This is a genomic window from Streptosporangium sp. NBC_01469 (assembly GCF_036227305.1).
GTDB lineage: Bacteria > Actinomycetota > Actinomycetes > Streptosporangiales > Streptosporangiaceae > Streptosporangium.
Map to the genome: position 1 here is coordinate 5845202 of NZ_CP109465.1, position 22848 is coordinate 5868049.

The window sequence follows — 22848 nt, forward strand, 5'->3', positions numbered from 1 at the left end:
GCGTCACGCGGTGTTTCGTGCCCCGAGGGGGTCTTTCGTCCCCGCGTGTTCTCGTGGTCCGGGTGAGCCGGTCTCGCCCAGAGCGTAACGGGAACACCGGCGGGACCGGGGTCGTTCTGCAGGCACGGGCGACTTCAGGAGCGTGAACCGCATGGCGGGCAGCAGATCGATCGGGCGTCTCCTCGCGGGCGGGCTGGCGCTGGCCGCCGCCGGGTGGGCGCTGAAGGACATCCCCGCGGAGCTCGGGGGCAAGGCCGAGGGAGAGCGGCTGGAGCGGATGCGCCGCTCGCCGCGGTTCCATGACGGCGTCTTCCACAACTCCACGCCCGGAGGCTTCGTGCCCTCCCCGCAGAGCGCGCGGGAGATCGCCTGGAACATGTTCCGCAACCGCGAGGAGCGCCGCCCGGTCGCGCCGATCCCCGTGGTGACCTCACCGGCCGGCGGGCCGTCCCCGGCGGGGCTGAGCGTCATCTGGTACGGCCACGCCACCGCGCTGCTGGAGATCGAGGGCCGCCGCGTGCTCGTCGACCCGGTGTGGAGCAGGCGTGCCTCGCCCTCCCAGCTGGTCGGCCCGCGGCGTCTGCACCCGGTGCCGGGGCCGCTGGCGGGTCTTCCTCCGCTCGACGCGATCGTCATCTCGCACGACCACTACGACCACCTCGACCGCGCGACGGTCCGCGGGCTCACCGCGCTGCAGGCCGCCCCGTTCCTGGTGCCGCTGGGCATCGGCGCCCACCTGGAGCGGTGGGGCGTGCCCGCCTCGCGGATCATCGAGCTCGACTGGGACGAGGAGGCGATCGTCGCGGGCCTGCGGTTCGTCGCCACCGCCGCCCGCCACTTCTCCGGCCGCACCTTCAACCGCAACGACACCCTGTGGGGTTCCTGGGTGATCGCGGCCGGGGAGAAGAAGGTCTTCTACGCGGGCGACTCCGGATACTTCGACGGCTACGCGGGGATCGGCGCCGCGCACGGCCCGTTCGACCTCACGCTCATGCCGATCGGCGCCTACAACGCCGCCTGGCCCGACATCCACATGGATCCCGAGGAGGCGGTCAACGCCCACCTCGACCTGGGCGGCGGGTTGCTCCTCCCGGTCCACTGGGCGACCTTCGCCCTGGCCACGCACCCGTGGGCCGAGCCGGTCGACCGCCTGTGGCGCGAGGCCAAGGCCCGCGACGTCCGCATCGCCGTTCCCCGTCCGGGCGAGCGCGTCGACACCGCCGACGTGCCCATGCTGGAGAGCTGGTGGGAGATGCTGCACGGCGGCGAGACCTCCCGCCGGCCCCGGCAGGTGCCGCCGCCGGTGCGGGCCTCCCCACCCCTGGGTTCCGACCCCAGGCTCTGACCGGCGGGTGCGCGACGCCCCGGGACCTCAGGCCCCGGGGGTCCTCGCCGACAGGCGGGTACGGACGACGAGATCGTGCACCGCGTCCGCCGACGGCGCGATGTCGGGAAGGCGGGAGGACTCCCGGGCCTCCTCCAGTTTCCCGGTCAGCCGGGCGACGTCGTCCGCCAGCCGCTCCGGGCCGGGTGCGCCCGCCGGCAGCGGGCCGTACTCGACGGAGCGCTTGGCTGCCACCAGGTCACCGACATACGGCGGGCCACCGGAGAGCCGGGTGAGATCGGCCTCCAGCTCCCCGGTGCGCATCAGGTGGATGCCGGTGAGCAGCACGCGGAAGGTGTAAAGCAGGGGCTTGAGCTCGCCGGAGCGCTCGAACAGCCGCCACTGGGTGCGGGCGAAACCCAGATAGTGGTGGGCGTGGTGGCGGGTGACGCAGCCGGGGGCGATGGCGATCATCTCCTGGTGGACCGGCGAGGTGGACACCACCAGCGGGGAGAGCAACTGCTCCAGCACGTAGCCGTTGCGGCGCAGCAGCAGGCGGCAGAACTTGGCCAGGTCGTGGGTGACCAGGTCCACCTCGACGCCGTCGCGGACCCAGGAGCGGGTGAGGGTCTCCTCGCCCGTCCGCAGGCCGACCACCTCCTCCAGCGGCAGCAGGTGCGCGCCGCGCAGGTCCACGTCGGAGTCGGCCGAGGGAAAGCCGTACAGGTGCGCCCCGCTGACCGTGGCGAAGGCGGCGGGGTGCGTCTGCCCGGCGGGGATCTCGGCCAGCCAGGGGGGCAGGGTGACCGTCACAGCGCCGCCTCCCTCGTGCTCGCCAGGTACTCCTCCACGCGCCGCCGGTCGGGCTCGGCGGGCAGCACGCCGGTGTCGTCGAACCTCGCCGTCAGCTCGGAGCGCCAGCGGTCGACCTCCTCCCAGGGGAGCTCTCCCCGGCGTACGGCGAGCAGCCGGTCCCGGTGGGCGTCCATCCGGACCAGCGGCTCGCCGTGGCGGGACAGGTGCAGGCCGCTGAGCAACAGGCGGATCATGTGCATGGCCTGCTTCCACTTGGGGCGCGCGGGGTCCAGGCGGCGGAACTGGGCGCCGGCGTATCTCACGAAGGTCTGGTTGGCGCGTTCGGACAGGAAGGCGTCCCGGATGGCGAGCAGTTCCTCGCCCGCCGCGGTGGTGTGCTCGACGATCGGCGACCACAGGCACTCCAGGACCGTCGGGTTGGCCTCCAGCGCGAGACCGCAGAACCGCTCGACCTCCCACGAGAACTGCTCGGGCAGTGGCCCGTCGACGTGCGTGGGCGGCTTGGCCAGCCGCCAGAACAGCCGGGTCGGCGCCACGAAGACCCCGCGCCGGTCGACGTCCGACTCCTCGGTATCCAGCCCATATGCCCGCGAACCGACCACCACCGACAGCACCGAGTGATCCGGGACGTACCGTACATCCATCCGCATAGCCTGCCAGGCCCGCTCCCGGCGCGGGTACGGGTTTTCGCGCGGGAGGCCCCTGCGGGAACGGGGCCTCGGGCAGCTCCACGCTCTGGCCCGGCTGGAGCCTGGCCACGTGCGGCGCGGCGTACCTGTTGTCGATCCGGATGGCGCTGCGGCCCTCGTCCCTGGCCATGCCGGAGGCGACCGGGATCAGGGCGCCGCCGAGCAGCTCGGAGTCGATCTCCAGCTGTTCGTACCCGGGGGTGAGTCCACCCACATCTGGACGAAGTGCACCGGGGCGGTGTGCTGCTCCCCCTGGATCGGCGTAAGGCCGACACGAAGGCCATGGGCTTCACCGAGCCACGGGTGCCTGGCTGTCGCGCCTGCCGTCATGGCCGTCCTCCCCCCTGTCCGCGCCGGAGGAGAAGAGCAGCTGGCCGAAGGGGCGCCAGGCCACGCCCATGAGCACGGCCATCACCACCGCTGACACCCAGAAGGGCCCGGTGATGCCGATCCATCGGGCGATGAGCCCGCCGACCAGGGAGCCCAGCGCGAAGCCGCCGACGGCGAACATCATGTACACGCTCTGGACGCGGCCTCGCAGCTGGTCGGGTACGGTCCGCTGGCGCAGCGTGACGCTGACCGCGCCCAGGATCGAGCAGTGGACGCCGAAGACGATCAGGACCGGCCCGGCGACCCACACCGTGCCGGCGAGTGCCAGCCCGACGTGCGTCAACGTCTCGACGACCAGGCCGGCCCGCAGCAGCAGCGAGTCGGAGAACCGCCTCTGGAGGCGAGGGGCGATCATCGCACCGGTCAGTGCGCCGACCGCGTACGCCGTGATGAGGAGGCCGTAGCCGTATTCGTTGAGCCCGAGCCGGTCTCGGCTGTAGAGCACGAGGATCGAGAAGCCCGCCATGTATGTGATGTTCATCAGGAACAACACGACTGTGAGCATCCGGAGCGTGGAGTGGTTCCACAGCCAGCGCAGGCCCTCGCCGATGTCGGCGCGTACCGATCGCCGCTCGGCCGGAGTGGCTCGTCGTACCCCGCGCAGGGTGGAGAACAGCACGGCCGCCAGCACGAACGTCACGGCGTTGATCCCGAACGGCAGCGCCGTCGCCATCACGAACAGGGCGGCGCCCAGCGGCGGTGCGGCGAACTGGTTGACCGCGAAGAAGGCCGTCTGCATGCGCGCGTTGGCGCGCGGGAGATCCGCCGACTTCACGATCATCGGAATCAGCGTCCCCGAGGCGTTGTCGCTGAGGGTCTCGCACGTGCCGAGCAGGAACCCCGCGGCGTAGATGACCGGGATCGTCGCCATGTCCTGCCACACCGCCAGCGCCAGCACGCCCACGACCAGGCCGCGGAGCACGTTGACCACCACGATCAGCCAACGGCGATCTAGGCGGTCCACGAAGACGCCGCTGACCAGCGAGAACAACACCCAGGGCAACTGCTGGACGAACACGGCCAGGCCGACCAGCACCGGATCATCGGTGACGGAGGCGACGAGCAACGGCGCGGCGGCCGCCGCTATGCCGTCGCCGATGTTGGAGACGATGGTGGCCGCCCACAACGTGTTGAAACCTCTGCCGAGTCCCGCCATCCTCTGCGTTCCCGTCGTTTGGTACTTCCCCGACACTTCGCGATCTTGATCCTTGAGGTGGCGTGAAGAGGGCAACCACGTGATCATCCAGCCCGTGAGCCCAGTTGCCCGGGCTCACGGGCCGCAGGTTCAGCCTCCGGCGCCGGCGGTTCGCAAGGCCTGAAGGTACGTCTTCTCGGGCCGTGCTCCGACCATCGCGGGACCTTCGCCGAAGGAGATCCGCGGTACGGAACGGATGCCCCGTTCGTGAACGCCGACGAGCTCGGCGCGCACCCCGTCCGCTGCCGCGTCGTTCCGATCGACCCCGATCTCGGCGGCCAGCCGCTCCAGGGTGCCGAGATCGGCGATGTTCAGTCCGTCGGTGAAATGTGCTCTGAACAGCCGCTCGACCATGGGCTCGGCCAGGCCGCGGGCCGCGGCCGAGGCGATGAGGCGGTGTGCCTCGAAGGTGTCCGCGGCCACCGCCCGTTCGTAGGCCAGAATCACACCGTCTCGCACCGCGTCCGCCGTCGCCTGTCGTGTCTCCGCCACCACGTGCTCCCCGAATTTGGCGGTCAGCACGTCCAGCAGTGGTTTCCCGTCGAAGCCCGCGTCGGGGGCGAGCCGGAAGGGTTTGACGGCCACCTCGACCCTTGCGCCGTCGGCCCGTGTCCTCTCGATCGCTCGCCTCAGCCGTACGAACGCGATGTAGGAAGCCGCGCAGATGACGTCGAGGACGATCTCGACCTTGACGCTCTTGGTCTCGGTTCGTTCCATGTGGGGAATCTCCGTTCTCTCAGTGCTCGCCGGATCCGGGCTGGACGTTCCGCAGCAGGGTCGCCGCCAGGACCGCGAGCGCGACGGCGACGGCGGCTCCGACGACGGCTGTCGTGTGCAGTCCTTGGACGAAGGCCTCACGGGCGACAGTGAGCAGTGCCGCCCCCGCCTCTCCGGAGAGTTCTCCGGCCACCGCCACCGCGCCGCCGAGCGATTCGCGCGCGGCCTCGTCGTCCACGCCGATCGGCATGGTGTCGGCGATCCGGCCGCGGTAGACGGCGAAGCCGATGCTGCCCAGCACCGCGATGCCCAGTCCGGCCCCGAGTTCGGTGCTCGTCTCCGAGATCGCGGACGCCGCGCCGGCGCGCTCCGGCGGGGCCGCCCCGACGATCAGGTCGGTGCCCAGGGCCGCCATCGGCCCCAGTCCCAGGCCCATCACCGCGGATGCCGCGACCAGGATTCCCAACCCGGCGGTCGAGCTGACCAGCAGGAGCATCCCGAGACCGGCGGCTGCCAGGAGCAGGCCCGCCGCGATGACGAAGCCGGGGCGCAGCTTGGCCGCCAGAGCCGGAGCGGTCATGGCGCCGACCATCAGACCGGCCGCGTTGGGCAGCGACCAGAGACCGGCCTGCAGCGGGGAGAGCCCGTTCACGAGCTGGAGGTACTGCAACGTGAACAGCTGAGAGCCGGCCATCACGAGAATGCCGATGGTGAGCAGGGCGGCGGAGGCGCTGAAGGTGCGATCGCGGAACAGCCTGAGGTCGAGCAGCGGGTCGGCGAGCCTGCCCTGGCGGCGGATGAAGACGAACCCGGCGACCAGTCCCGACACCACGAACGCGACGGGTGACCAGCCGAAGCCGTGCTCGGCCGTCAGTTTGAGTCCGTAGACCATCGAGAGCACGGCCACCAGTGACAGTGCGACGCTCGCCAGGTCCATCCGGCCCGCCTCGCGGTCGCGGTGCTCGGGCAGCAGCACCGGGCCGAGCACGAGCAGGATCGCCATGACCGGGACGCCGACCAGGAACGCCGACCCCCACCAGAAGTGGTCGAGCAGGAATCCGCCGAGCAGGGGGCCCAGCGCGCCGCCGACCGCGAAGGCGGTCATCCAGACGCTGATGGCGACCGTGCGCTGCGACGCGTCGTGGAACATGTTGCGGATCAGGGAAAGCGTGGAGGGCATCAACGTCGCGCCGGCGATTCCGAGCAGCGCCCGGGTCGCGATCAACATCTCGGCACTGCTGGACAGGGCGGCCGCCACCGAGGCCACGCCGAAGGCGGCGGCGCCTGCCAGCAGGAGCTTTCGCCGTCCGATGCGGTCGCCGAGTGTCCCCATGGTGATGAGCAGGCCCGCGACCAGGAATCCGTAGATGTCCATGATCCACAGCAGTTGCGCGGTGCTCGGCTGCAGGTCGGCGCTCAGGGATGGAACCGCCAGGTGCAACACGGTCATGTCCATCGCGACGAGCAGGGTCGGCATGGCCAGCACCGCCAGGCCGATCCACTCCTTCCTGCCCGCTCGGGGTGTGGCGATCGTGGTCATGAGGGTCTCCTGTCTGTGGTGGTGAATCGGGGTGCCACTCGGCGCCTGCCGACGGCCGAGTGCAGCGCCGCCAGCAGGGAGTCTTCGGATGGAGTGCCGGTCAGCGCGGGCCGGTCCTCGAACTGGAGGATCGGGATGCCGTGAACGCCGAGGCGCCGGGTCGACTCGAGCGCCTCGCGGGTCCGCGCGATGCCTTCGTCGCTCCAGCCGACGCCGATCTCGGCGGCGAGCGTCTTCAGCGTGTCGAGGTCGGCGAGGTTGAGCTGGTCGGTGTGGTGTGCGCGGAACAGCCGCTCGGCCATGTCCTCGCCGCAGCCCTGTGCGCTCGCCACCGCGATGAGCCGGTGCGCGTGGAAGGTATTGGAGTGGACCGCCCGTTCGGGGTGGAAGGTGAGCCCTTCGTCCGAGGCGAGGGCGGCGATCCGGCCGATGGAGTGCTCGGCGTCGTCGCCGAACGCGTGCCGGAGCACGTCAACATTAAGCCGGCCTTCGACTGTCGCGTCCGGAACCAGCTGGTACGGACGGAAGGTCAGCTCCGCCCGGCCGCCACCGGAACGGAAGTGGGCCAGGGCCCGCTGGAGGCGGGCGTAGGTGAAGTACGACCACACGCACGGGATGTCGAAGACCATCTGCACATTGACCTTGGGGTCCATGGCAGCAACGCTAGGAGCGGTCCCATGACCGGGGCCTCTGTCGATTGACTGGGTTCCGCCGACCCGGTCGGCAGATGCCCGAGCAGTAGGATTTCGGGCATGCTGATGGGGCGGAGCGCGGAAAAGGCCACGATCGACCAGGTGCTCGCCGATGCCCGTTCCAGCCGTAGCGGCGTGCTGGTGATCCGAGGTGAAGCGGGGATCGGCAAGTCGGCGCTGCTGGACCATGCCGCCGCGGCGGCCGCCGACATGCGGGTGATGCGCTGCGCCGGGGTCGAGTTCGAGAGCACACTGCCCTTCGCCGGCCTGCACCAGCTCCTGCGCAGGCTCACCGGCCGCCTCGACTGCCTCCCGGCAGCGCAGGCGCAGGCATTGCGGGCGGCCCTCGGGCTGGGATCGGCCGCCGGAGGTGATCGCTTCCTGGTCGGTCTGGCCGTGCTCACCCTGCTCGCGGACCTGGCGGAGGAGCGACCCCTGTTGTGCCTGATCGACGACGCCCACTGGCTGGACCAGTCCTCGGCGGAGGCCCTGCTGTTCGCCGCCCGCCGCCTTGAGACCGAGCGGGTGGCGATCGTCTTCGCCGCGCGGGACCTGCACGCCCCCGAATTCCCCGCGCCCGGCCTGGCGGAGCTGCGACCGTCTCGACTGGACGGTGCGGCCTCGGCGGACCTGCTCGCCCTGTACGCCGCGGACCTCGACCATCACCGGCGCGCCCATGTTCTGCGCGAGGCCGAGGGCAATCCGCTGGCCCTGCTCGAACTCACCACCGCGCAACGCCAGGGCCGGTCGGACTCGCCGTACCCGGCGATCTCGACGACCAGCAAGATCGAGCAGGCCTTCGCCGACCGGATCGGCCGCCTGCCGGAACAGACCAGGACCCTCCTGCTGGTGATCGCGGCCGATGACAGCGGCGATCCGGCCACGGTGTTCAAGGCGGCGGCCCACCTCGGTGCGACCGTCGCCGACCTTGAGCCGGCCGAGCGCCACAGCTTCGTCCACCTGCGCGAGGACCGGCTGGCCTTCCGCCACCCACTGCTCCGCTCCGCCGTCTACCACAGCGCCCCGGTCTCGCGGCGAATCGCCGCACACCGCGCTCTCGCCGCGAGCCTGCATGACGATCGCGCGGCCTGGCACCTGGCCGCGGCGACGACCGAGCCCGACGAGTACGTCGCCGCATCGCTGGAGAGAAGCGCCCAACGGGCGCAGGAACGCGGCAGCCACGCCACGCTGGCCAGGGCCTACGAGCGCGCCGCCGCCCTCAGCCCCGACCCCCGAGACCGGGGCCGCAGACTGTCGGCGGCGGCGTGGGCGGCCCTGGAGGCCGGGCAGGTGGGGCACGCGGGTTCGCTGGCGGAACGGGCGAGCCTCCATCTCACCGAACCGGTCTCGCTGGGCCGCATGGCCGAGGTCCGGGCCATGGTCGCCGACCTTCAGGGAGACCTGCACAGGGCGCACTCGATCCTGTCCGACGCCGCGCGGTCGCTCGTTGAGGTGGCCCCCGACACCGCCGGGCGCATGCTGGTCCAAGCCGCGGGGTCGGCCTGGGTCGCCGGTGATCCGGCGGCGGCCGAGAAGGCGGCCGACCAGGCCAGGACACTTCCCGTGGCACGGCGCGCACGGGCGACGGCCCATCTGGCCTCGACGGACGTGACGCAATGGTCGGCCGCCGTGCGTGAGCTCGACGAGGAGGAAGACGAGGAGGAACCGGAGAGCTCGCTTCGAGCCGCCGTGTGGGCGGCGTGCCTGACCTCCTTCCTGCGCGATGACCAGCGCGCCTTGCGCCGCGCCTTCACCGTCGAGCAGAAGTGCCGTACCCAAGGAGCGATCGGCGTCCTGCCGCACGCTCTGCTGGCACTGGCGAGCAGCCAGTTGAACCTCGGCAGGCATCATGAGGCACGCGCCGGCGGCCTGGAGGGCATGCGCGTCGCCGAGGACACCGGCCAGCCCAGAATCCGGGCGCACCTGGCGGCGGTGCTGGCACACCTGGCGGCGATCGCCGGAGAGAGGGAACGGCATGCCGAGCTAGCAGCGATCATGGACACGGTGGACCTCCCGGACCTCAGGCGCGAGGCCGCGCGAAATACGATCATGTTGGAGCTCGGCCTCGGCAGGTACGACACGGCCGCCGACCGGCTCGCCGACCACTCCGTCGAACACGAGCTCCCGGGTTCGTGGCTCGCCGACCACGTGGAGGTCGCGGTTCGCGCGGGCCGGCGCGAGACGGCGGACAAGGCGTTCACCCGCTACGTGACATGGGCCGACCACATCAGGCGGCCCGCGATCGACGCGATCGTGTCACGCTGCCGTGCGCTCATGGCCGATGATCGGAGGGCGGAGCCCCACTACCGGCACGCCCTGCGGCTCGGTTCCGCCCCGTTCGAGCACGCCCGCACCCAGCTTCACTACGGCGAGTGGCTGCGCCGCGCGCACCGCCGCGTCGACGCCCGCCCCCACCTCCGTTCCGCCGTGGAGGCCTTCCGGCGGCTCGGCGCCACCCCCTGGGCGGACCGGGCCGACAGCGAACTGCGTGCGACGGGCGAGAGCCGTACGGCCTCCCATCACGAACCGGACCTGCTGGGCCGTCTCACACCGCAGGAACTTCAGGTGGTACGGCTGGCCGCCACGGGCCTCAGCAACAAGGACATCGGCGCCCAGCTGTTCCTCAGCCCCAGGACCGTCGGCTATCACCTCTACAACGCCTATCCCAAGCTGGGTGTGGCCTCCAGGGGCGAGCTGGCCAGGCTCGACCTGGTCGGATAGCCGCGTGCGGGGCCGTCGATCCTGTAGGTGAGCAGGCCGGGGCCGCCCGATGGTGATCGACCGGCCGGGGTCGATGTGCCGCTCGGCCGAGGGACGGCCGCGTCGGCGACTCCGAACAGGTGTCGAAGCGGCTGACGCCGACCCGACACCCCGTTCGACGTCCACGCGGCGCGAGTCCTCGTCCTCATCGAGCCGCGGTGTGGTCTCGGCTCAAGGACTCGACGGGTTCGCGAGGCGGTGCGCCGGGCGAGTGCCCGTCGCCGCCGGTCGCCATCTCGCTGCGGCGGGCGGCCGAGACGGCCAGGGCCGCCGCCAGTGCGGTCACGACGACCGTTACGGCGAGTGCGGTCCACGTGGCCGCGTCGGGGTGGACCAGCGACTGGCCGCGCATCGCCTGCCACGTCGTGATGGCGAACAGCGCGGTGTAGCCCAGGATGACGACCCCGGTCAGCCGGGTGCGCACGCGTTCGCCGCGCAGCCAGCCGACCCGGGCCGCGAGGGTGCGCCGTGTCGCCAGGAAGGAGCCGGCGCGCCAGGGAGCTTGGGACCGCCTCGGGCGCCCGTCCTGTGGTCGGCGCCGGCCACGGCGAGGGGACGAGCCGACGGGCCAGCGGAATCGCTCGAAAACGCTTCGGCGAGGACGTCCAGCACCGCGTGCCCTTCTGCGTCATCCGCGTGCCACACAGATGCGTACGATGTATATAGCGTCATGCGTACGTCGTACCTGAACTACGCAAAATGCCTACGTATTTTGCTTTGAAGAGCTCAGAAAGTGAACTAGTACTTCAAAAATTGGACTAGTACACTCGTCGCAATGCGCGACACCCCTACGAATTGAGGTCCCATGCCGTCGTCAACGCAACGTCCGGATCCGCCCTACCGACGGATCGTCGCGGAGTTCCGTTCCCGGATTCTGACCGGCGACCTGCGGCCAGGCGATCGAATGCCCTCGATCCGGCAGATCGCCCAGCGAAGGGGCGTGGCGGTCGCGACCGCCACGAAGGTGATGGCCGCTCTCCGCGACGAAGGGCTGGTCGAAACGAAGGTCGGCGCCGGCACGGTGGTCAGCGTCCGTGCGGTCCGGGAGCAGCCGGTCGGCCCGACCGCGCCGCCAGGCCCGCGGCGAGCCGACATCCCCAAGCAGGCACTGAACCGCGGGCATGTGCTCCGAACCGCCATCTCGATCGCCGACCTTGAAGGACTCGACGCCTTGTCCATGCGGCGATTGGCGACGGAACTCGACGTCGGTGCGATGTCGCTGTACCGGCACGTGGCGAGCAAGGACGAACTGGTGACGCAGATGGTCGACGAGGTCTTCGCCGAATCGGAGCTGCCCACCCCCGGGCCGGAGGGGTGGCGAGCCAAACTCGAACTGGTCTCCCGCCGACAGTGGGAGCTGGGGCGCCGGCATCTCTGGATGCCCAGGGCCGTCTCCTTCACGCGCCCGTTGCTCGTGCCCAACATGATGGCTCACACCGAGTGGACCCTGCGCGCGCTCGACGGGCTCGGGCTGCCCATGACGACACGAATCCGTGAGGCGCTCACGCTCCACGCGCTGGTCGTCACCACCGCCCTGTCCATGGCCGACGAAGTCGAAGCGGAGCATGAGACCGGAGTGACGCTCACCCGGTGGCGGCTCGCACAGCAGGGCCGGGCGGACGAACTCCTCGGCCGCGGAGGTTTTCCCCTCCTGGCCGAGATTCCCGAGGAAACGGTGTCGGACCTGGACGGACTGTTCGAGTACGGCCTCGCACGCCACCTCGACGGTTTCGCCGCCATGCTGGAGAGAGAATCCCGAACGCGGTCGTGAAGGCCGCCGTTTCCCGGCGTTGAGCACGACCGTCGTTCTTGGTTTCCATCCGCGCGGCCTGCCGGGCCGTGTCAGGCGGCGAGGGCCGCGTGCATCTCCCAGAGGAGGATCTCGGCCGGGTCGGTCGCGGTGACGCGCTGGCCGCCGGTGGCGGTGAGGCGGACGGCGTCGCCCTCGGCGAGGTGCCCGGCCCCCTCCAGGTCGACGGTGCCGCGGGGGACGAACAGGTGCAGGAACGGGGCCTCGGGCAGCTCCACGCTCTGGCCCGGCTGGAGCCTGGCCACGTGCAGCGCGGCGTACCTGTTGTTGATCCGGATGGCGCTGCGGCCCTCGTCCCTGGCCATGCCGGAGGCGACCGGGACCAGGGCGCCGCCGAGCAGCTCGGAGTCGATCTCCAGCTGTTCGTACCCGGGGGTGAGTCCACCCTCGTCGGGAACCACCCACATCTGGACGAAGTGCACCGGGTCGGTGTGCTGCTCCCCCTGGAGCCGCCACGAGTCGTTCTTCTCCGAGTGGAGGATGCCCGTCCCCGCGCTCATCCGCTGGGCCAGTCCCGGATAGATCACCCCGGAGTGCCCCTCGGAGTCCTGGTGGACGAGGGATCCGCGCAGCACCCAGGTGACGATCTCCATGTCCCGGTGGGGGTGGGTGTCGAAGCCGGTGCCGGGCTTGACGATGTCGTCGTTGTTGACGAGCAGTACGCCGTGGTGGGTGTTGGCCGGATCCTGATGGCGGCCGAAGGAGAAGGAGTGCTTCGAGTCCAGCCACTGGATCCTGGTGGCGGGACGCTCGCCGGACCTGCGGATGTCGATGCTCATGTCTGGTGGTCCTCTCGTCTCGGTTTGTTGAAACTTAAACTACAGAACCCTGTGAAATGTTCCTCACATCTCCGGGTTGGGGAGATCTTGCTTACCGACCCCAATATGATGTGTGACGATTTATCACCACGCGGGCCGCGGGTGACCTCGCCTTGACGAGGAGCGGCCTACGCGATCTACCTGGGGGAACACCGTGCTGGGCTTGCTTTCGTGTGCTCCGAGGTCGCTGGATCGATGAGCGCCCCTGCCGACGCCGCGAAAATCGCTCCCTACGACTACGAAAGGTTCAGCAGGCTCGCCGGGCCCGTGACCGAACCGGAACCCGGGGTGCCCTACCGCGTGAGCTACCGCTCCCTGCTGGCCACCGAGCCACACCGGGTGCGGGCGGTGCTGCTGATGGTCGCGGCCCTTCTCGTGGAGTTCACCCTGATGGTCTGGCTGCTGCTGCCCGAGCACTGGACCGTCCGGCCCGACCCCTACGGAACGATCCCGTGGTACCTGCCGGTGGCCGACCGGATCATGCTCGTCGCGATCGCCCTGATCGAGGTCTTCCGGCTGGTCAGCGTGGTCTCCAACGTGCACGCCATGCTGGCGGCCAGGGACCCGGTCCCGGTCGCGCCCGAACCCGGCACCCGGGTGGCCTTCATCACCACCTGCGTACCCGGCAAGGAACCGCTGGAGATGGTCAGGGAGACCCTGGCCGCCGCGCTGAAGATCCGCCACGACGGCGTGTTCGACGTCTGGCTGCTGGACGAGGGCGACGACCCAGACATCCACGAGCTCTGTGACTGGCTGGGCGCCCACCACTTCACCCGCAAGGGCGTGCCCGAGTGGAACCGGCCCAAGGGAAGCTTCCGGGCCAAGACCAAGCACGGCAACTACAACAGCTGGCTGGACGCGCACGGCGACGACTACGACTTCTTCGTCTCGGTCGACACCGACCACGTACCGCTCCCGGAGTTCTGCGAGCGCATGCTCGGCTACTTCCGCGACCCGAGGGTGGCCTTCGTCGTCGGCCCCCAGGTCTACGGCAACTACGACGCCGGGGTCACCAAGGCCGCCGAGAGCCAGCAGTTCCTGTTCCACTCGCTGATCCAGCGCGCGGGCAACCTGTACGGCGCGCCGATGTTCGTCGGCACCAACAACGCCGTGCGCATCCGCGCGCTCAAGCAGATCGGCGGCCTGTACGACTCGATCACCGAGGACATGGCCACCGGCATCGAGTTCCACCGCTCCCGCGACCCGGAGACCGGGCAGCGCTGGATGTCGGTCTACACCCCCGACGTGCTGGCCGTGGGGGAGGGGCCGTCGTCGTGGACCGACTTCTTCACCCAGCAGCTGCGCTGGAGCCGGGGCACCTACGAGACGCTGCTCACCCAGTTCTGGAGGGCCGCGCCGAAGCTCTCGCCCGGACGGTTCTTCAACTACACCCTGATGGTGACCTTCTACCCGATGTCCGCGCTCAACTGGCTGCTGGCCGGGCTCAGCGCCACCCTGTTCATGGCCGTCGGCGGCTCCGGCGTGACCGTGCCGATGGACGTGTGGCTCATGCTGTACGGCGACGCGGCGCTGCTGCAGGTCATGCTCTACACCTGGAACCGGCGGCACAACGTCAGCCCGCACGAGCCGGAGGGCTCCTCGGGGGTGGCCGGGATGGTCATGTCGGCACTGTCGGCGCCCATCTACGTCACCTCGCTGATCGGTGCCGCGTTGCGCAGGCCCAGCAAGTTCGTGGTCACCCCCAAGGGCGACTCGGCCAGCCCCGACCAGATCGCCACGTTCCGCATCCACCTGTGGTGGGCGGCGATCTTCGGCGGCGGCCTGCTGCTCACCGTCTTCTGGACCGGCCACATCCACCTGGTCATGACCCTCTGGGGGATCCTCGCCCTGGTCATCTGCCTGGGACCGCTCACGACCTGGGCCTGGAACCTGCGGGCGGCCAGGGCCGGCCTGCGAGCGGCCGGTGACGAGTCGTGAGCCGCCTGCGCAAGCACCTGGTCGGGGCGGCGGTGGTGACCGCGATCCTCGCGATCAACCTGCCCGCCGTCGCGGGCTTCGCCACCGAGAAGTGGCGCGACTACCGCATCAACGGCGACGACTACAAGGCCACCCACGGCCACTGGACCTTCCTCGACGTCCCCGAGAAATTCAAGGTCAACGCCATCCACGCCGCGCTGCTGCACACCGGCAAGGTGCTCATCGTCGCCGGATCCGGCAACAACGCCGCCAACTTCGACAAGGGCACCTTCAAGACCGTGCTGTGGGACCCGGCGAAACCGGGCGGGCCGGACGAGTTCAAGCTGATCGACACTCCCGTCGACTTCTTCTGCGCGGGACACGTGGTGCTGCCCGACGGCAAGCTCCTCATCGCGGGCGGCACGGGCCGCTTCGAGGTGCTGAAGGCCAAGGTCAAGCGGGCCGCGGGCGCCCTGACCATCAAGAACGAGGATCCCGACGCCAAACCCAGGGAGTTCCACCCCGGCACGCTGCTGACCGCCCCCGGCGGGCAGGTCTACCGCACCACCGCCCACGTCAGCGTGCCGCCCGCGAGGAAGGTCGAGACCGGCGTGCCGGGAAAGGTGCGGATCCGGCCCAGCCAGACCAAGGTCTTCGCCGAGGCCGTCACCGAAGGCGCGGCGGGCCTGCTCACCGCGCCGGCCGGTTCCGTCAAGTACGAGATCCAGGGACTCAAGGGCCGGGAGAAGCGCGACCTGTACGCCATGGGCGGCAGCATGACACTGGATAAGCAGGACTTCCAGGGCATCAGGGACGCCTACGAGTTCGACCCCGTCACCGAGCGCTACGCCAAGGTCCAGGACATGACCGAGGGGCGCTGGTACCCGACCATGACCACCTTGCCCGACGGCAGGGTGATGACCGTCTCGGGACTCGACACCGTGGGGCAGATCACCAGGGACAACGAGATCTACAACCCTCAGACCAAGACCTGGCTGCCCGGCCCCAAGAGGTTCTTCCCGACCTACCCCGCGCTGTTCCTGCTGGAGGACGACACCCTCTTCTTCTCGGGCATGAGCGCCGGGTACGGTCCCGGCCAGCTCTCGCTGCGTCCCCCCGGCATCTGGGACTACCGCCGCGACACCGACCGGCCGGTCAAGACCCCGGGCGGCGTCGGAGGGGTGGCGCCCGACGAGATGGAGGCGTTCACCCCCGTACCCGGGCTGCCCCAGCCAGAGCTGAACGAGACCGGCGCCTCCGTGCTGCTGCCGCCCGCGCAGGACCAGCGGGTCATGGTGATGGGCGGGGGCCCGGTCGGGGAACGCCAGCCGGGCCTGCCCAACGCCACCGCCAGGACCGCCATCGTCGACCTCACCGAGGCCAGCCCGCGCTACGTCAGGGGTCCGGACCTGTCCGACCCGGTGCGCTACCCGAACGCCGTGCTGCTGCCCGACGACAGCGTGCTCTCCTTCAACGGCTCCAGCGACTACCGGGGGCGCGGCGCCAGCGACGTCCTGCGCGCGGAGGTCTACCGCCCGGAGAGCAACAGCTTCCACGAGGCCGCGGCGCCCGCCGTCGGCCGCAACTACCACGCCGAGGGTCTCCTGCTGCCCGACGGCCGGGTGCTCAGCATGGGCTCCGACCCGCTCTTCGGCGACAAGGCGGGCTCGCTGCCCGGTACCTTCGACCAGCGCATCGAGATCTACACGCCGACCTACCTGCACAACGGCGAGAAGGCGCCGGTGTTCACCGGCGGGCGCGAGAGCGTGTTCCTGGGCCGCAGGGCCGGCTTCCAGACCCCCGACGCCGCACGCATCCACCAGGTACGGCTGATGCGCCCGAGCGCCGTCACCCACGTCACCGACGTGGAGCAGCGCTCGATCAAGCTGGACTTCACCCGGGTACCTACCGGGATAATCGCGGAGATCCCCTCCAATCCGGCCCTGGTGCCCCCGGGGTGGTACATGCTGTTCGGGGTCACCGAACGGGGAACGCCGTCCCCGGCTCGCTGGGTCCACATCCGAGGAGAGGGCTGACATGATCCCCGCGGCCCTCTCACGGCGTACGGTGCTCTCTCGGCCCTCCCATTTCCGTTCCCCGGGGCCAGGCCCGGGGCCCCACGCCGGAGGTATTCGATGAACAGGTACGGCCTCGCAGCCGCGCTGGCTCTCGCTCTCGCGACGGCGGCCTGCACCGGCGACCCCGCGCCGCCCGCCGGCTCAGGAAGCACCGCCTCGGGGGACGCGACCCCCGGTCCCGCGGGCGGTTTCTACGTCGACCCCGACGGCGCCGCCGCCCAGGAGGTCCGCAAGCTCGAGGGGGAGGGCAGGACCGAGGAGGCCGCGCTGATCCGCAGGATCGCCGACCGGCCCAACGCGATCTGGATCGGCGACCAGGACCCGAGGGACCGGGTCGCCGGCATCACCACCAAGGCCCGGCAGGCGGGCCGGATCCCGGTCCTGGTGGCGTACCACATCCCCAACCGCGACTGCGGCCAGTTCTCCGCGGGCGGCGCCGCCGGCGCGGAGGAGTACCGCTCCTGGATCGGCCGGTTCGCCGAGGGCATCGGCGACCGGCCCGCGCTGGTCGTCGTCGAGCCCGACGCGCTGGCCCACATCCTGGACAACTGCACCCAGGGCGGCCAGGCGGGTGAGCGCCTCGACCTGCTTCGCGGCGCGGTGGAGACGCTGAAGAGGCAGCCCAACGCGAAGGTCTACGTCGACGCGGGGAACGCCGGCTGGATCAAGAACCCCGGCGAGTGGGCCGAACCCATGCGCAGGGCCGGGGTGCCCCAGGCGGACGGCTTCGCCTTCAACGTCAGCAACTTCTTCACCGTCGAGGAGAGCGTCGCCGTCGCGAAACAGCTCTCGGACGCGGTCGGCGGGGCCCACTACGTCATCGACACCTCCCGCAACGGCAACGGCCCCGTCCGCGACGCGCAGGGCGACGACGCGTGGTGCAACCCCAAGGGCCGCGCGCTCGGCGCGGAGCCGACCGCCGAGACCGGCCACGAGCGGGCGGACGCCTTCCTGTGGATCAAGCGCCCCGGCGAGTCGGACGGCGAGTGCCACCGCGGGGAGCCCCGCGCCGGCGACTGGTTCCCCGAATACGCGCTGGAACTCGCGCGTAACGCGAGATAGCCGCTTATTCGTTATATCTTCGATCTTGCAGGTCAAGATTGCTTCGCAGGAGATTGACCGGAGTTGTCAGTTTTTCAGCGACCCTCTGGGAGCTTTCCTCGATGAACAGATGGAAGACGGTCATCGTCGCACTGGCGGTCACCCTGCCAAGCGGCGTACTGCCGGCCGCCGCGCTTCCCGCCGGTGTGCTGCCCACCGGCGCGTTGCCGGCCGCCGCCGCGCGATCCGCGGCCAACCCGATCGAGAACGCCGAGACCCAGCCGATCCACTCGCGCGCCGACGCGCTCACCGAGACCGTGTTCGTCGAGGTCGCCGGGGTCGACAGTGACGCCGACGGCCGCCCCGACCGGGTCGCCGTCGACATCATGCGTCCCAAGGAGACCGCCTCGGGACTGAAGGTCCCGGTCATCATGGAGGCCAGCCCGTACTACGCGGGCGGCAACGACGTGCCCAACCACGTCGTCGACCTCGACGGCTCCGACCCCGCGGGCATGGAGTACCGGCGCAACAAGTTCAACGACCTGCGCGACGCGATGTTCGGCGTCGACGGCCTCGACGTGAGCCGCGCGGCCGCGCCGCCCTTCCGCGGCTACTACGACAACTACTTCGTGCCGCGCGGCTACGCGGTCGCGCTGGTGGAGAACCTCGGCTCGGGACGGGCGACCGGCTGCCCCACGACCGGCCTGGACAACGAGACCGCGGGCCCCAAGGCCGCGATCGACTGGCTCAACGGCCGCGCCCGGGGCTTCGACGCGGCCGGGAACGAGATCAGGGCCGACTGGTCCACCGGGAACGTCGGCATGATCGGCGTCTCCTACAACGGCACGCTGCCCAACGCCGTCGCCGCGACCGGGGTCAAGGGGCTCAAGGCGATCGTGCCGATCGCGGCCATCTCCTCCTGGTACGACTACTACCGCGCCAACGGCGGCGTGCTGGCCCCCGGCGGCTACCAGGGCGAGGACGCCGACGTGCTCGCCCGCTACGTCCTGACCCGCGAGAACGCCACGCAGACCTGCGGCGCGCTGATGGACCGGATCGAGCAGGACCAGGACCGGGTCACCGGCGACTACTCCGGCTTCTGGGACCGGCGCAACTATCTCAACGACGTGCGCAAGGTCCGCGCCGCCGTCTTCCTGGTGCACGGCCTCAACGACTGGAACGTCAAGACCAAGCAGGCCGTCCAGTGGTGGGACGCCCTCGCGAAGCGGAACGTGCCCCGCAAGATCTGGCTTCACCAGGGCGCGCACTTCAACCCGTTCTCCTTCGCCGGGCGCAACGCCGAGTGGCTGCGCCAGCTCCACCGCTGGTTCGACTTCCACCTGTACGGTCTGCGCAACGGCATCATGGACGAGCCGCAGGCCGACGTGGAGTCGGGCCCGGGACAGTGGGCCCAGCACGCCTCCTGGCCGCTGCCCGGCACCCGTGACGCGCGGCTGCACCTGGCCGCCGGCAAGGACGGCCGCAACGGCACCCTGGGCGCCGACCGCTCCCGGGGCCACACCGTCGAGTCCTTCGTCGACCAGAGCACCCGCACCGCCGAGCGGCTCGCCGAGAACGCCGAGGCCACGGACCCCAACCGCCTGGCCTACCTGTCGGGCCCCCTGACCCGCGACGCGCGCCTGTCGGGCACCCCCGAGGTCTCGGTGCGCGCCGCGTTCAAGGGCGGGCGCTCGCCGTACCTGACGGCGCTGCTCGTCGACTACGGCACCGACGCCCGCGCGTACGGCGACGTCGCCTACGGCGACACCCCGGTCTGCTACGGCCAGGGCGTGCCCGGCGACACCGGCTGCGCCCGGCTGGCCGAGCACGCCACGGTGACCGCCCCCTACAAGATCATCACAAGGGGCTGGCTCGACGTTCGCAACCGCGACTCCGCCTCCAAGACCGAGCTCCTGCGCGAGGACCGCTTCTACGACTTCCGCTTCGAGCTCCAGCCGAACGACTACGTCGTCAAGGCCGGCCACCGGATCGGCGTCGTGCTCCTCTCCACCGACCGCGACTTCACCCTGCGCCTGCCCCCGGGGACCGGCGTCTCGGTCGACCCGGCCTCCAGCTCGGTCACCCTCCCGGTCGTCGGCGGGCACCGCGCCCTCGGCTGACGCCCTCCGGCCTCCCCGGAGAACGCGGCCCCCTCGGAAGGCACGGCCTCCGGCCTCCGCGGGGAACACGAAGCGCGGTCCCGCCGAGAACACGGATCCCCGGCCCTTTCCCGGGCCGGGGACCCGTTGCCTCCGGCCCCCCGGGCGGCAAGGGAGGTCATGAGGGAGAACCCTGGCTTGTCCCTGACATCGGGGCTCCGGCCTGCCGCCGGGCCCGGCGGGGGCCTAGCGTGGAGTACATGGGACGAATTCTTCTGATCGTGGCGGCCGTGGTGATCGGCTTCCTTCTGCTGGGCTCGGTTCTGGGCTTCCTCTTCACGCTCCTCAAGTGGGCTCTGATCATCGGCCTGGTGGGCGTGGTGGTCATGTTCGTGAGCAGGCTCTTCCGCTCCTCGAACGCGCGCGGCTGACCGGCGCCCGGCGAGACCGGACCCGGCCGGACCGGCGTCCGGCCGCCGCCGGTCGCCCCACACGTCGTGCCCGTACCCGTCGCCTGCCCGGCTGAGGTCGACCCGGCGCATCGTGCGCGCCCACAGGTCGGCCACCAGGGGGTTTGGATCCTGGCGGAGCCGGTCAGATCGAGACGCCGCTCGACCGCCCGGGGGTCGAAGAGGCCCTCCGGCTGGTTCGTGAACCTGGCGAAATCACGCACGAGGTCGTCGAACGACACGTCGTTGTAGCTGAAGACGACCTCCCATCGTCTCCGCCGTCTCCGGTCAGTCCCGGGACACGTGCTTCAGCTGGAGGTCGTCGAGCAGGGTCTGGGTCGCGGCGGCCACCGCCTCGACGGCCTGCTCGAAGGCCTCCGCGTTGCGCGTCGACGGGGAGCGGAAGCCCGACACCTTGCGGACGTACTGGAGCGCGGCGGCTCGCACGTCCTCGTCGGTCACATCGCTGGCGTAGGGCTCACGAAGGGTCTTGATACTCCGGCACATGACAGGACGGTACTCCGTCTCGCGGCTCTCCCGGGCCTCCCGCCTTGCCGAAACCGTCCCGAGGGGTGCGTTCCGCCCCGCCGAAGTCGCCCGCCGGAATCACCCGGCGGCATCTGCCCGCCCCGCCCCGGCTCGACCGCCGGGTCGTGTCAAAGCGCGTCGCCGTCCACCGGAGCGTGCCCGCGGCCGGTCCCTCGCCGGGTCGCGTCGAGGCCCCTCGCCGGACCACACCGGCGCTCAGTCGTCGCGGTCGTCGCGCTCGCACTGGAGCGCGTCGGCGCCCAGGACCGCGCCGAGAAGCCCGGGAAAGAGCGCGTCGAGGTCACGCCGGCGCAGCGCGTTCATCTTGGCCGTGCCCCGGTAGACCTGGTTGATCACGCCCGCCTCGCGCAGCACCCGGAAGTGGTGGGTGGTGGTCGACTTGGTGACCACCAGGTCGATCGCCGAGCAGGGGGCACCCTCGTCCTCGTCCAGCCGCGACAGGAAGCGCACGATCTGAACGCGCGTCGGGTCGGACAGCGCGTGCAGCACGCCCTCCAGACGGATCTCCCCGCGCGTGGGGTGCTCCAGAGCCCTGACGGACGCGGTCGACACGATGACTCCCTCCTGTGGGTCGACTCGATTGTACGAAGGTAATCGTAGTTTGACATCTCTCGTAGTACGTGAACTATCGTAGTAGCCGTGAAGCCGGGGCGCCGCCCCCGGAGATCCCTCCCCCAGAAGGAGTACGGCCGTGAGCGCCCTGTTCGAGCCCCTGACGTTGAGGTCCCTCACCATTCCCAACCGGATCTGGATGGCCCCGATGTGCCAGTACTCCGCGGCGGTCGAGGGGCCGGAGCAGGGGGTGCCGACCGACTGGCACCTGTCCCACCTGGCCGCCCGCGCGGTGGGCGGCGCCGGGCTCATCCTGGCCGAGGCCACCGCGGTGACGCCGGAGGGCCGCATCAGCCCGGCCGACCTCGGGCTCTGGAACGACCGCCAGCGGGAGGCGTTCACCCGCGTCACCCGCCTGCTGCGGGAGCACGGCGCCGTGCCCGGCATCCAGCTCGCGCACGCGGGACGCAAGGCCTCCACCCGCCGCACCTGGCAGGGCGGCGGACCCACCGGCCCCGGCGAGCACGGCTGGCAGCCGGTCGGGCCGAGCCCGATCCCCTTCAACGACGGCCACCCCACTCCCGCGGAGCTGAGCGCCGGCGACATCGACCGGATCGTGGGCGACTTCGCCGACGCGGCGCGGCGGGCGCTGGCCGCGGGCTTTCAGGTGGCCGAGATCCACGGCGCGCACGGCTACCTGATCGCCGAGTTCCTGTCGCCCTTCAGTAACCACCGCACCGACGCGTACGGCGGCTCGTACGAGAACCGCACCCGGTTCGCGCTCCGGGTCGTCGACGCGGTGCGCGCGGTCTGGCCGGACGAGCTTCCCCTCCTCTTCCGCATCTCGGCCACCGACTGGCTGGCGGAGAACCCCGCGGACGACCGGGAGGGCTGGAGCGCCGACGACACCGTCCGCTTCGCCAAGGACCTGCTCGCCCACGGCGTCGACCTGCTCGACGCCTCAACCGGCGGCAACGTCGCCGGGGCGCGCATCCCCGCAGGGCCCGGCTACCAGGTGCCGTACGCGGCCAGGGTGAAGGCCGAGACCGACCTGCCGGTGGGAGCGGTCGGTGAGATCACCCGGCCCCGGCAGGCCGAGGAGATCATCGCCTCGGGTCGGGCCGACGCCGTCCTGCTCGGCCGCGAGCTGCTCCGCAACCCGTACTGGCCGAATCTCGCCGCCCGCGAGCTCGGCTCCGCCGGAGCCCGCTGGCCCGAGCAGTATCACCGCGCGGTCTGACCCGGTCGCGGCCGCCACCCGGCGCGTCCCTCCCGCCGGGCGGGGAGGTGACCCGTCCGGATGAGGGGACGCGCGCGGGTGGGGCGGTAGGCGGCGAACCGGTCCGCCAGGGGGGACGCGGGCCGGTCCGCCCGTCAGGGGGACGTCAGGGGGAGTGGTGGTGAGCGGACCG

At 70.9% G+C, this 22848-nt stretch carries 19 protein-coding genes; 9 read left to right on the forward strand and 10 right to left on the reverse strand.

Annotated elements, in window-relative coordinates; genetic code table 11:
• Positions 1-151 precede the first annotated feature (151 nt).
• Positions 152-1345, forward strand: a complete 1194-nt coding sequence (locus OG587_RS25685; RefSeq protein WP_329079568.1) for an MBL fold metallo-hydrolase — start codon at positions 152-154, stop codon at positions 1343-1345.
• A gap of 27 nt (positions 1346-1372) precedes the next feature.
• Here the strand turns inward: OG587_RS25685 and OG587_RS25690 are convergent, their stop codons facing one another.
• The 6 genes from OG587_RS25690 to OG587_RS25715 form a co-directional block, all read right to left on the reverse strand.
• Entirely contained in the window at positions 1373-2137 is a 765-nt protein-coding gene (locus OG587_RS25690) for a nucleotidyltransferase domain-containing protein (RefSeq protein ID WP_329079571.1), read from the reverse strand.
• A complete protein-coding gene (locus OG587_RS25695) occupies positions 2134-2784 on the reverse strand; it encodes a nucleotidyltransferase domain-containing protein (RefSeq protein WP_329079573.1) in 651 nt (216 codons plus the stop codon). Before OG587_RS25695 ends, OG587_RS25690 begins: the two co-directional genes overlap by 4 nt.
• 334 nt (positions 2785-3118) lie before the next feature.
• Positions 3119-4375: an MFS transporter gene (locus tag OG587_RS25700; RefSeq protein WP_329079575.1), complete on the reverse strand. Its 1257-nt coding sequence runs from the start codon at positions 4373-4375 to the stop codon at positions 3119-3121.
• 129 nt (positions 4376-4504) lie between these two features.
• Positions 4505-5131, reverse strand: a complete 627-nt coding sequence (locus tag OG587_RS25705) for a DsbA family oxidoreductase (RefSeq protein WP_329079576.1) — start codon at positions 5129-5131, stop codon at positions 4505-4507.
• 19 nt (positions 5132-5150) lie between these two features.
• The gene (locus tag OG587_RS25710; protein ID WP_329079578.1) at positions 5151-6671 is read right to left on the reverse strand and encodes an MFS transporter; all 1521 of its coding nucleotides are present in this window, start codon (positions 6669-6671) and stop codon (positions 5151-5153) included.
• On the reverse strand, positions 6668-7324 hold the full coding sequence (locus OG587_RS25715; RefSeq protein WP_329079579.1) for a DsbA family oxidoreductase: 657 nt from the start codon (positions 7322-7324) through the stop codon (positions 6668-6670). The genes OG587_RS25710 and OG587_RS25715 overlap by 4 nt, the downstream gene beginning before the upstream one ends.
• Before the next feature lie 99 nt (positions 7325-7423).
• On the opposite strand from OG587_RS25715, the gene OG587_RS25720 reads away from it, so the two are divergent.
• Entirely contained in the window at positions 7424-10084 is a 2661-nt protein-coding gene (locus OG587_RS25720) for a helix-turn-helix transcriptional regulator (protein WP_329079581.1), read from the forward strand.
• A gap of 184 nt (positions 10085-10268) precedes the next feature.
• Here the strand turns inward: OG587_RS25720 and OG587_RS25725 are convergent, their stop codons facing one another.
• Positions 10269-10547 (reverse strand): hypothetical protein, encoded by a 279-nt coding sequence (locus OG587_RS25725; protein WP_329079583.1) that lies wholly within the window; start codon positions 10545-10547, stop codon positions 10269-10271.
• A gap of 381 nt (positions 10548-10928) precedes the next feature.
• Here OG587_RS25725 and OG587_RS25730 point away from each other — a divergent pair, with 381 nt between their 5' ends.
• Positions 10929-11894 (forward strand): GntR family transcriptional regulator, encoded by a 966-nt coding sequence (locus tag OG587_RS25730; protein WP_329079585.1) that lies wholly within the window; start codon positions 10929-10931, stop codon positions 11892-11894.
• 71 nt (positions 11895-11965) lie between these two features.
• Here the strand turns inward: OG587_RS25730 and OG587_RS25735 are convergent, their stop codons facing one another.
• Complete coding sequence (locus tag OG587_RS25735; protein ID WP_329079586.1) at positions 11966-12712, reverse strand: pirin family protein; 747 nt, start codon at positions 12710-12712, stop codon at positions 11966-11968.
• A gap of 234 nt (positions 12713-12946) precedes the next feature.
• On the opposite strand from OG587_RS25735, the gene OG587_RS25740 reads away from it, so the two are divergent.
• From OG587_RS25740 to OG587_RS25760, 5 genes are all read left to right on the forward strand, one after another.
• Positions 12947-14689: a glycosyltransferase family 2 protein gene (locus tag OG587_RS25740; RefSeq protein ID WP_329079587.1), complete on the forward strand. Its 1743-nt coding sequence runs from the start codon at positions 12947-12949 to the stop codon at positions 14687-14689.
• Positions 14686-16704, forward strand: coding sequence for a galactose oxidase early set domain-containing protein (locus tag OG587_RS25745; protein ID WP_329079588.1), 2019 nt, complete (start codon positions 14686-14688; stop codon positions 16702-16704). The genes OG587_RS25740 and OG587_RS25745 overlap by 4 nt, the downstream gene beginning before the upstream one ends.
• 99 nt (positions 16705-16803) lie before the next feature.
• A complete protein-coding gene (locus OG587_RS25750) occupies positions 16804-17808 on the forward strand; it encodes a glycoside hydrolase family 6 protein (protein ID WP_329079589.1) in 1005 nt (334 codons plus the stop codon).
• Between the two features lie 101 nt (positions 17809-17909).
• Positions 17910-19907 (forward strand): Xaa-Pro dipeptidyl-peptidase, encoded by a 1998-nt coding sequence (locus OG587_RS25755; protein WP_329079591.1) that lies wholly within the window; start codon positions 17910-17912, stop codon positions 19905-19907.
• 239 nt (positions 19908-20146) lie between these two features.
• Positions 20147-20317 (forward strand): hypothetical protein, encoded by a 171-nt coding sequence (locus tag OG587_RS25760; protein WP_329079592.1) that lies wholly within the window; start codon positions 20147-20149, stop codon positions 20315-20317.
• Positions 20318-20623: 306 nt separating this feature from the next.
• Here the strand turns inward: OG587_RS25760 and OG587_RS25765 are convergent, their stop codons facing one another.
• Complete coding sequence (locus tag OG587_RS25765; RefSeq protein WP_329079594.1) at positions 20624-20842, reverse strand: DUF2277 domain-containing protein; 219 nt, start codon at positions 20840-20842, stop codon at positions 20624-20626.
• 237 nt (positions 20843-21079) lie between these two features.
• Positions 21080-21436, reverse strand: coding sequence for an ArsR/SmtB family transcription factor (locus OG587_RS25770; protein WP_329079596.1), 357 nt, complete (start codon positions 21434-21436; stop codon positions 21080-21082).
• 139 nt (positions 21437-21575) lie between these two features.
• On the opposite strand from OG587_RS25770, the gene OG587_RS25775 reads away from it, so the two are divergent.
• Positions 21576-22676, forward strand: coding sequence for an NADH:flavin oxidoreductase/NADH oxidase (locus OG587_RS25775; RefSeq protein WP_329079598.1), 1101 nt, complete (start codon positions 21576-21578; stop codon positions 22674-22676).
• Positions 22677-22848: the final 172 nt, after the last annotated feature.